The following is a 9,471-nucleotide window of genomic DNA, read 5'->3' on the forward strand; positions in this document are numbered from 1 at the left end:
AGTATGCTTTCCGGCCCTATCTTAAACAGCGAGACTTGTTATGATTAACAGGTCTCTTTTTGTTTGTCGTGAAAAGATGCGATGAGGGAAAAGAGAGTCTGTTTTGCACACAATGTCAAGGAGGAGACACATGTCAAAAGAACAAAAACGCCAAGCGTTTTACACTCAGAGTCCTGAAGAGGTCTTGAAGGCTGTGGATGCGACCGAGCAAGGTTTGTCATCAAGTGAGGCGGAAAAGCGCCTTGCCGAATTTGGCCACAATGAACTCGAAGAAGGCGAGAAACGATCAATCCTGGTCAAATTTATTGAGCAATTTAAGGATTTGATGATTATCATCCTAGTTGCGGCAGCAATCTTGTCAGTCGTGACTTCTGGTGGGGAAGATATCGCAGATGCCATTATCATCCTAGCTGTGGTTATCATCAACGCTGCCTTTGGTGTTTACCAAGAAGGGAAAGCAGAAGAAGCTATCGAAGCCCTCAAATCCATGTCTAGTCCAGCTGCCCGCGTTCTTCGTGATGGGCATATGGCGGAGATTGACTCTAAAGAATTGGTACCTGGAGATATCGTTGCCCTTGAAGCAGGTGATGTAGTACCAGCGGATCTTCGTTTATTAGAAGCTAACTCTCTTAAAATTGAAGAAGCAGCTCTTACAGGTGAGTCTGTGCCAGTCGAAAAAGACTTGACAGTCGAGCTTGCTGCAGATGCTGGTATTGGTGATCGTGTGAATATGGCCTTCCAAAACTCTAACGTAACCTATGGTCGTGGTCTTGGTGTTGTTGTCAATACAGGGATGTACACGGAAGTTGGTCATATCGCTGGCATGCTTCAAGATGCGGATGAGACGGATACACCACTTAAACAAAACTTGAACAACCTTTCTAAGGTCTTGACCTATGCTATCTTGGTCATTGCCCTTGTTACTTTTGTAGTGGGTGTCTTCATTCAAGGGAAAAATCCACTTGGTGAGTTGATGACCTCTGTTGCCCTTGCTGTTGCAGCTATCCCAGAAGGGCTCCCAGCTATCGTAACTATCGTTCTTGCCCTAGGTACTCAAGTTTTGGCCAAACGTAGCTCTATCGTTCGTAAGTTGCCAGCAGTAGAAACACTTGGTTCAACTGAAATTATCGCTTCTGATAAGACTGGTACGCTGACTATGAACAAGATGACAGTCGAAAAAGTCTTCTACGATGCGGTTCTACATGACTCAGCTGATGACATTGAACTAGGTCTTGAAATGCCCCTTCTTCGTTCCGTTGTTTTGGCAAATGATACGAAAATCGATGTGGAAGGAAACCTGATCGGAGACCCAACCGAAACAGCCTTCATCCAATATGCCTTGGACAAGGGCTATGATGTCAAAGGATTTTTAGAGAAATATCCACGTGTGGCTGAGTTGCCATTTGACTCTGACCGTAAGCTCATGTCAACGGTTCACCCATTGCCAGATGGTCGTTTCCTTGTAGCGGTCAAAGGTGCGCCAGACCAACTCTTAAAACGTTGTGTTCTTCGAGACAAGGCTGGGGATATTGCTCCGATTGATGAGAAGGTTACAAACCTCATTCATACAAACAACTCTGAAATGGCCCATCAAGCCTTGCGTGTCCTTGCAGGTGCCTATAAGATTATCGATAGTATTCCAGAAAACCTCACTTCTGAAGATCTTGAAAATGATTTAATCTTTACTGGTTTGATTGGGATGATTGACCCTGAACGTCCTGAAGCTGCTGAGGCTGTTCGTGTAGCCAAGGAAGCGGGAATCCGTCCAATTATGATTACAGGTGACCACCAAGACACTGCAGAAGCTATTGCCAAACGTTTGGGAATCATTGATGCAAATGATACAGAAGGCCACGTTTTAACTGGTGCTGAACTCAACGAACTATCTGATGAAGACTTTGAAAAAGTAGTTGGTCAATACTCTGTTTATGCCCGTGTGTCTCCAGAACACAAGGTTCGTATCGTCAAGGCTTGGCAAAAACAAGGTAAGGTCGTTGCCATGACAGGTGACGGTGTCAATGATGCTCCGGCTTTGAAAACAGCAGATATCGGTATCGGTATGGGAATCACTGGTACAGAGGTTTCTAAGGGGGCTTCTGACATGATTCTTGCAGATGATAACTTTGCGACTATCATCGTTGCAGTGGAAGAAGGACGTAAGGTCTTCTCAAACATTCAAAAGACTATTCAGTATCTACTTTCTGCCAATACTGCTGAAGTATTAACTATCTTCCTATCAACCTTGTTTGGTTGGGACGTCTTGCAGCCAGTTCATCTTTTGTGGATCAACTTGGTAACGGATACCTTCCCAGCAATTGCACTAGGTGTTGAACCTGCTGAGCCTGGTGTTATGAACCATAAACCACGTGGACGCAAGGCAAGCTTCTTCTCAGGTGGTGTTTTGAGTTCTATCATCTATCAAGGTGTACTCCAAGCAGCTATTGTTATGAGTGTTTATGGCCTTGCTCTTCTTTACCCAGTTCACGTGGGTGATAATCATGCCATTCATGCAGATGCCCTTACTATGGCCTTTGCAACCCTTGGTTTGATTCAACTCTTCCATGCCTATAATGTCAAGTCTGTTTACCAATCCATCTTGACAGTTGGCCCATTCAAGTCTAAGACCTTCAACTGGTCCATCCTGGTATCCTTCATCCTTCTCATGGCAACAATCGTCGTAGAACCGCTTGAAGGAATCTTCCACGTAACCAAACTAGACTTGTCTCAATGGGGAATTGTTATGGCTGGAAGCTTCTCAATGATTATTATTGTCGAAATGGTCAAGTTTGTTCAACGTAAACTTGGTTTTGATAAGAATGCGATATAAAAAAAGTCATCTTCGGATGGCTTTTTGCTACAGTTAAGGGAAAGGGCTTGCAGTTATCGGCTTTTGTGCTATAATTGCTATAATATAGTAAAAAGAAAGAGGAGTGTGAGGAAGTGGAGAAGAAAATTGTAAAGGATATCTTATTTTTATCTCAGGTGTCTCAGCCGGCAAGTCAGGAAGACCTTTATCTTGCCAGAGATTTACAGGATACGCTTTTAGCGAATCGCGAGACCTGTGTTGGTTTAGCTGCCAATATGATTGGGGTGCAGAAGCGCGTGATTATCTTTAATCTTGGCCTGGTTCCTGTTGTCATGTTTAACCCAGTGCTCCTGTCTTTTGAAGGAGCTTATGAGACAGAGGAAGGCTGTTTGTCCTTGGTAGGTGTGAGACCTACTAAGCGCTATGAAACTATAAGGGTTGCCTATCGTGACAGCAAGTGGCAGGAACAGACCATTACCTTGACAGGCTTCCCAGCCCAGATTTGCCAGCATGAACTGGATCACTTGGAAGGACGAATCATTTAGGAGGAAAGCAAATGAAACGAATAGTCTTTGAACTTATTTTTATCGCAACGACCTGGTATATCTTTTTACCACCTCTTAACCTGACCAGCTGGGAATTTCTTTTTTTCCTCTGTGGGCATTTGCTGGTTTTAGCAGTCTTATTTGGTTTTGGCAAGGGGATAAACCTTGTCAAAACGGTTCATGTGCGCCACGGTAAAGCGGAAGCTGCCTTAAATCTAGAGAGTTTCAAAATCAATCGATTAGGGAAAATCCTTTTAGCTTCTATTGGAGGAATTCTTCTCTTAGCTGGTTTAGTTTCCTTGGTGACCTCCAGCATTTTTCAGGCTAAAAATTATGCCAATGTAGTCACGGTGACGGAAAAAGACTTTACTGAATTTCCTAAGACTGATACCAGTAAGGTTCCTATCTTAGATAGAAGTACCGCTGAAAAAATTGGGGACCGCTACTTGGGTTCCCTAACGGATAAGGTGTCGCAGTACGTAGCGGCAGACACCTATACCCAATTGACGATTGATGGGAAACCTTATCGAGTTACGCCACTAGAATACGCAGATCCTATCAAGTGGTTTAATAATCAGGCCAAGGGAATCGGCGAGTATATCAAGGTAGACATGGTAACTGGAAATGCGAACTTGGTGGACTTGAAGACACCAATCAAGTATTCGGACTCGGAGTATTTTAACCGTGACGTCAAACGTCACCTACGCTTGAAGTACCCAACTAAAATCTTCAAGACTCCATCTTTTGAGGTGGACGATGAGGGTAATCCTTTCTATGTAGCAACGGTTTACCAAAAGCAATTTGGGCTTGCAGTTCCTCGTCCTGTTTCAGTCATTATCTTGGATGCCACAAATGGAGAGACCAAGGAATACAGCTTGTCAGATGTTCCAGAATGGGTGGACAGGGTCTATCCAGCTGAGGAAACCATTGAGCAAATCAACTACAACGGTAAGTACAAGGACGGTTTCTGGAATGCCATGATTTCCAAGAAAAACGTGACCCAGACTACTAAGGGCTATAATTACTTGTCTATCGGTAATGATATCTACCTCTACACAGGTGTGACATCGGCCAATGCAGATGAAAGTAATCTTGGTTTCATCCTTGAAAATATGCGAACAGGAGAGATCACGAAGTACAGCTTGGCTTCTGCGACCGAAGAATCAGCCCGTGAATCAGCCGAAGGTGCTGTTCAGGAGAAATCCTACAAGGCAACCTTCCCAATCCTCATCAACCTCAATGACAAGCCTTTGTACATCATGGGCTTGAAGGATAATGCTGGTTTGGTCAAAGAGTATGCTCTGGTGGACGCAGTCGAGTACCAAAATGTCATCGTAGCTACTACAGTAGAAGAATTGCTCAGCAAGTACGCCAATAAAAACGACCTTGAAATTGATAATGAAACAACAGAAAGCATTAAGGGTGTGGTGGCAGACCTCAAATCAGCTGTTATCAAGGGCGACACCGTCTACTTCTTTAAAGTTGATGGTAAGATATATAAGGTCAAGGCCTCAGTATCAGATGACCTTCCTTACCTTGAAAATGGTAAAACCTTCGAAGGTCAAGTAGGAAAAGACAACTATCTCAAGACCTTTAAAGTGCAGTAAGAGGAGAGGCTGGGCAAAACCTCAATTTCAGGAAAAATAAAGTAAATCTTTCCATCATAAAACGTATAGTATCAAGATTTCTCAATTTCTGATACTATGCATTTTTTAATTTTAATGCCTTTTCCCCAGTCTCTTTTCAGATGAATTTCTTGGTAGTGGCAAAAAAATATGCTACACTATCAATATGAAAATTTTAATCCCAACAGCAAAAGAAATGAACACAGATTTGCCAAGTATTGAAGCCGCTCCTTTAAAACCAGAAAGTCAGGCCGTGCTGGATGCCTTGGCCCTCTATTCTGCTAGTCAATTGGAGAGTTTTTACAAGGTATCAGCCGAGAAGGCGGCGGAAGAATTTCAACATATCCAAGCTTTAAAAAAACAAACTGCTCAACACTATCCAGCCTTGAAACTTTTTGATGGGCTCATGTATCGCCATATCAAGCGAGATAAATTGACCGAGGCAGAACAAGCCTATCTTGAAAATCATGTACTCATCACTTCGGCTTTGTACGGTGTCATTCCAGCCTTGTCACCTATGGCTCCTCACCGTTTGGACTTTTTGATGAAGTTAAAAGTCGCTGGCAAGACTTTGAAGAGCCATTGGAAGGCAGCTTATGATGAAGCTGTGAAGAAGGAAGAAGTGATTTTCTCTCTCTTGTCATCAGAATTTGAGACTGTATTTTCTAAGGAAATTAGAGAAAAGATGGTGACCTTCAAATTCATGGAGGATAGAGGTGGTCAGCTGAAGATTCATTCAACTATTTCTAAGAAAGCGCGTGGTGCCTTCCTGACAGCCCTGATAGAAAATCAAGTGCAGACGGTTGAGGAAGCTTGCCAGTTAAGCTTTGCAGGATTTGCCTACCGAGAAGATCTGTCCCAACCACAGGAATTGGTTTTTGTTAAGGAAGTATAGAAATCAGATAAGAGAAAAAGTCAGCAGGATTATGCTGACTTTTTCTATCTTATAAAGTATTCGATATATGAATCTCATTTGATAAAGTATTAAGATGATTAACCAAATCCATTATTGACAGATGATTTTGACAAATAAACTTCTTGGTAATTCCTGGAATATAGAAATTAGACACGATGATATCATAACCTGTCTGATTTAAAATCTCAGGACTTGTTTCTAATTCATCCCAAATATCGAAGGTAAAACGGTTATTACAGTAATAAGAAAGCATATCAACAAAGGTAAGGGAGATAGCATGGTCAAAGTTACTGATAATCAAAACCTTGATAGGTGGTCGATTTTCTAACAACTGAGTAGAGAGGTTTTCAGCATGGGTTAAGATGGTATACATCAAGTGTTCCAACTGTTCAGGATGGTCATGCTGTCCAATTGATTGTCGATATTGGGCCAGTTCTTGACGTGCACTTCCCATAAAGTCTGGGAAGTAAACTTCAAATTTTTTAATCGTCAATGCTTTTTGTTCAAATAAGATTGGGGTAGAAAAGATTTCCTGTCTTTCAAAGAAAGCGGTGTTGTGTAAATGCCAAATCAGCTCATCGTGGTTGGTAAAAGTAATCTTATATTGTTTTGATAGGCGTTCTAGTATTTGACTCAGTAATTGGTAAGAGTGTCTTGCTTCACTGTTCTCTTCTAAAGAGTTGAAGAATTCTTGAGGATCTAAGAAAATGTTACTTTGAATAAAGGAAATAAAAATTTGTGCAATGATATCTGGAGTGATTTCAAGTCCCAGTTTTTCAGAGAAATGAACAAGTATCTCCTCAAAGTTTGGAATACTCGCCAAAATAGGATAGTATTCATCATAGAAATGATTTGGTAAGTCGATAAAATGACCATTTTTGATGCGGTAAATACTGATAGCTATCATCAGTTTGTACATTCTATAAATTGAAAATCGCATTGGATAATTCGTGATTTTATAGAAGAAGTCAACAAACTCTGTTAAATCTTCCTCAGGAAGATCAGGAAAAGGCCAGTCTAAGAAATAATAGCGCTCAGAAAAGTATTGAGCAAAAAAATAGCGTATATCAATCTCATTCCCACGTATCTCGGATGGAGTAAAAGATAGTTCAATTTGGAATTGAGTTGATAGAGTTTTTGTAATATTTCTGCCCAGTCGATAGAGGTTGGCATTACTAGAGTGAAGATTTTCTATTGTTCGATAAATAGGTAGCCCCTCATTAAAAAACAGATACTCTAGTAATTGAAAAGATTGAGAATTAGCAAGAAAATATTGATAAATATCTTCTACACTAGTGTTAACTTCTAAATCTATCATGATTCCGTTAACAGAAGATTGGATGTCAATAGATGGAAAGGCAACACGTAATTCATTTAAATCACTTTTTAAGATTCGTTCTGTACATCCTAATTTTTCGGCTAGTTCATGCAATTTCATCCAATTACGATTCTGAATTAAGGTTTCCATTAAACGTAATTGTCTTTGATCTTTTGTGGATAAAAGGTTGCGCATATTGGTAATTTCCTCCTATTTTCATTATATCATATTATTGTCTAAAGTGTACAAAAATGTCGGAGTAGAAAAATTGTCTGAATTAGTCAGAAAAATTAGAATAATATAAGTGACTTTTAGGTACAAAAAGAGAATATATTAATTGTATAGAAAATATTGATTTATATATCAAATGGTTGTAGAGTAGGAACTATAAAATATTATCTAGGAGTTTAAAATGAAACATTCACATAAGAAATCATTTGACTGGTATAGCATGCAACAACGATACTCTATTCGTAAGTATCACTTTGGTGCAGCTAGTGTCTTGCTCGGGACAGCCTTAGTCTTGGGAACTGCTGCCAATGCGCAATCAGTACAAGCGGAGGAACAACATCCAGAAGCAACTAACAGTGTTTCTGTTGATAAGGTAGATGAAGCTACTAAACCAGCAGAAGTTTCTACACCTAAAAAAGAAACAACTTATGCAGCTCCAACTGTTGCGAACCCAGTAGAAACGACTCCAGCTAAAACTGAAGAAGCTACTAGACCAGCAGAAAAAGTTGAAGAAGCAAAAGATAAAAAAGAAGAAGTAACGCATCAAGATGCTGTTGACAAGTCAAAATTGTTAACGGCTCTTTCGCGTGCTAAAAAACTTGAGAGTAAGTTATATACAGAAGCAAGTGCTGCAAACTTGCAAGCAAGTATCCAAGCTGGTCAAAGCTTGCTTGGGAAAGCAGATGCAACTGAAGTTGAATTATCAGCAGCAGAGTCATCTATTCAATCGGCTATTATTGGTCTAGAACTTCGTTCTAACTCTGATAAAGGAACTGTATCAGAAACTCCTGTAGTGAAGAAAGCTGACGCTGCAGAAGCCAAAGAAGAAGCTAAACCAGTTGCAACAACTGATCGTTCAGCTGTTGATAGTACTGTTTTGCCAACTAGCACACCTGTTAAAGTAGAAGCTACGTCAAGACCTGCATCTACAAATGAACTTTTGAAACCAGCTCTTAGCCTTTCTGACGCTCGCCAAAATCCAGCTATCCGTAAAGAAGACTTGGATAAAGGGCACAGTGGCTTTAGAGCAGCTAGCAATCCAGCTAACCCAATTGTTTCAGGTTCTGGAAATACAGTTGCATTTACAGATATTAGTCAAGGTGGTCGTAGTTATAGTTTCCGTGGCTACGGAAACTCACGTGGTGGTAATTCAATTCATTACGATGTAACAACAGTACGTCAAGGTAATAGATTGAATTTCACAATTAGATACTCTGGTCCAGGTGAATTTGTTAATAATAACTTTATCTTGGACAAAGGGGATGGATTTGGAAATCCTTCAAATGCAACCATCACAACTCCAAGATTAAGAGAGCAATCAAAACCTATTAGCCAGGGTGCCAACTTCGTATCTCACTCAGGATACAGTATGACCTCTGCTACTTCAACAAATATGGAACAAACAATCAGATTTAGTTTGCCTATCATTAATCCAAATGGTGACTTGTCTGTTCGTTTGAAACCAGTTACTTTTAACGTGGACCAAGGTGGTGGCGGTGCCGCTACTAGCAATGACCCATACAGTAACTCCAACTATTATTACAGAGCAAATCCACTCCTCTTGGATGCAAATCCAAATGGTGGTACTAGTAACAAGACTGTTACAGAAGAACTTGAATTCCAAACTATCTATCTTCCAACTAGTAAATTGCCAGAAGGTGAGACTAGATTAGTTAGAGAAGGTGAAAAAGGACAACGTCAAATTACCTATAAAGTTCATCGATTAGGTAATGAAACAATCCTAGGCTTGCCAATTAGTAATAGAGTTACTAAAGAAGCTAAACCACGTATTGTTCAAATCGGTGTTGCTAAAGAATTCATTGAAACTGTAAAACCACGTGTTGATCAAAATAAAATCGGTGATACCAATAACCTCACTTTCTATCTTGATAATGATGGTAACGGTGTTTACACTGAAGGTGTAGACGAACTTGTTCAAAGAATTGCTATTAAAGATGGTGCTAAAGGTGAAAAAGGAGACCAAGGTGAACGCGGTCTCACTGGGGCACAAGGTGCTAAAGGTGAAAAAG

6 protein-coding genes are annotated in these 9,471 nt (G+C 40.5%); 5 read left to right on the forward strand and 1 reads right to left on the reverse strand.

Annotated features, from left to right (window positions below; all coding sequences use genetic code 11):
- Positions 1-130: 130 nt before the first annotated feature.
- The 4 genes from O3616_RS04760 (at position 131) to yaaA (ending at position 5,871) form a co-directional block, all read left to right on the forward strand.
- On the forward strand, positions 131-2,827 hold the full coding sequence (locus O3616_RS04760; RefSeq protein WP_371638235.1) for a cation-translocating P-type ATPase: 2,697 nt from the start codon (positions 131-133) through the stop codon (positions 2,825-2,827).
- Between the two features lie 113 nt (positions 2,828-2,940).
- On the forward strand, positions 2,941-3,351 hold the full coding sequence (locus O3616_RS04765) for a peptide deformylase (RefSeq protein WP_371638236.1): 411 nt from the start codon (positions 2,941-2,943) through the stop codon (positions 3,349-3,351).
- Positions 3,352-3,362: 11 nt separating this feature from the next.
- Positions 3,363-4,958 (forward strand): hypothetical protein, encoded by a 1,596-nt coding sequence (locus O3616_RS04770; protein ID WP_261021017.1) that lies wholly within the window; start codon positions 3,363-3,365, stop codon positions 4,956-4,958.
- 184 nt (positions 4,959-5,142) lie between these two features.
- A complete protein-coding gene (gene yaaA, locus O3616_RS04775; RefSeq protein ID WP_261021019.1) occupies positions 5,143-5,871 on the forward strand; it encodes a peroxide stress protein YaaA in 729 nt (242 codons plus the stop codon).
- A gap of 49 nt (positions 5,872-5,920) precedes the next feature.
- Here yaaA and O3616_RS04780 read toward each other — a convergent pair whose 3' ends face one another.
- Entirely contained in the window at positions 5,921-7,405 is a 1,485-nt protein-coding gene (locus O3616_RS04780; RefSeq protein WP_371638237.1) for a M protein trans-acting positive regulator PRD domain-containing protein, read from the reverse strand.
- 217 nt (positions 7,406-7,622) lie between these two features.
- Here O3616_RS04780 and O3616_RS04785 point away from each other — a divergent pair.
- The coding region (locus O3616_RS04785) for a G5 domain-containing protein (RefSeq protein WP_371638238.1) at positions 7,623-9,471 on the forward strand (1,849 nt) is incomplete at its 3' end.

Origin of the sequence: Streptococcus sp. 27098_8_86 (assembly GCF_041432595.1) — a bacterium.
In the GTDB taxonomy this organism is placed as follows: Bacteria; Bacillota; Bacilli; order Lactobacillales; family Streptococcaceae; genus Streptococcus; species Streptococcus pneumoniae_F.

Bases quoted from the DNA above. Each gene is read 5' to 3' on its own strand.
- O3616_RS04770 (WP_261021017.1), top strand. From the start codon at position 3,363: ATGAAACGAATAGTCTTTGAACTTATTTTTATCGCAACGACCTGGTAT.
- yaaA (WP_261021019.1), top strand. From the start codon at position 5,143: ATGAAAATTTTAATCCCAACAGCAAAAGAAATGAACACAGATTTGCCA.
- O3616_RS04760 (WP_371638235.1), top strand. From the start codon at position 131: ATGTCAAAAGAACAAAAACGCCAAGCGTTTTACACTCAGAGTCCTGAA.
- O3616_RS04780 (WP_371638237.1), bottom strand. From the start codon at position 7,405: ATGCGCAACCTTTTATCCACAAAAGATCAAAGACAATTACGTTTAATG.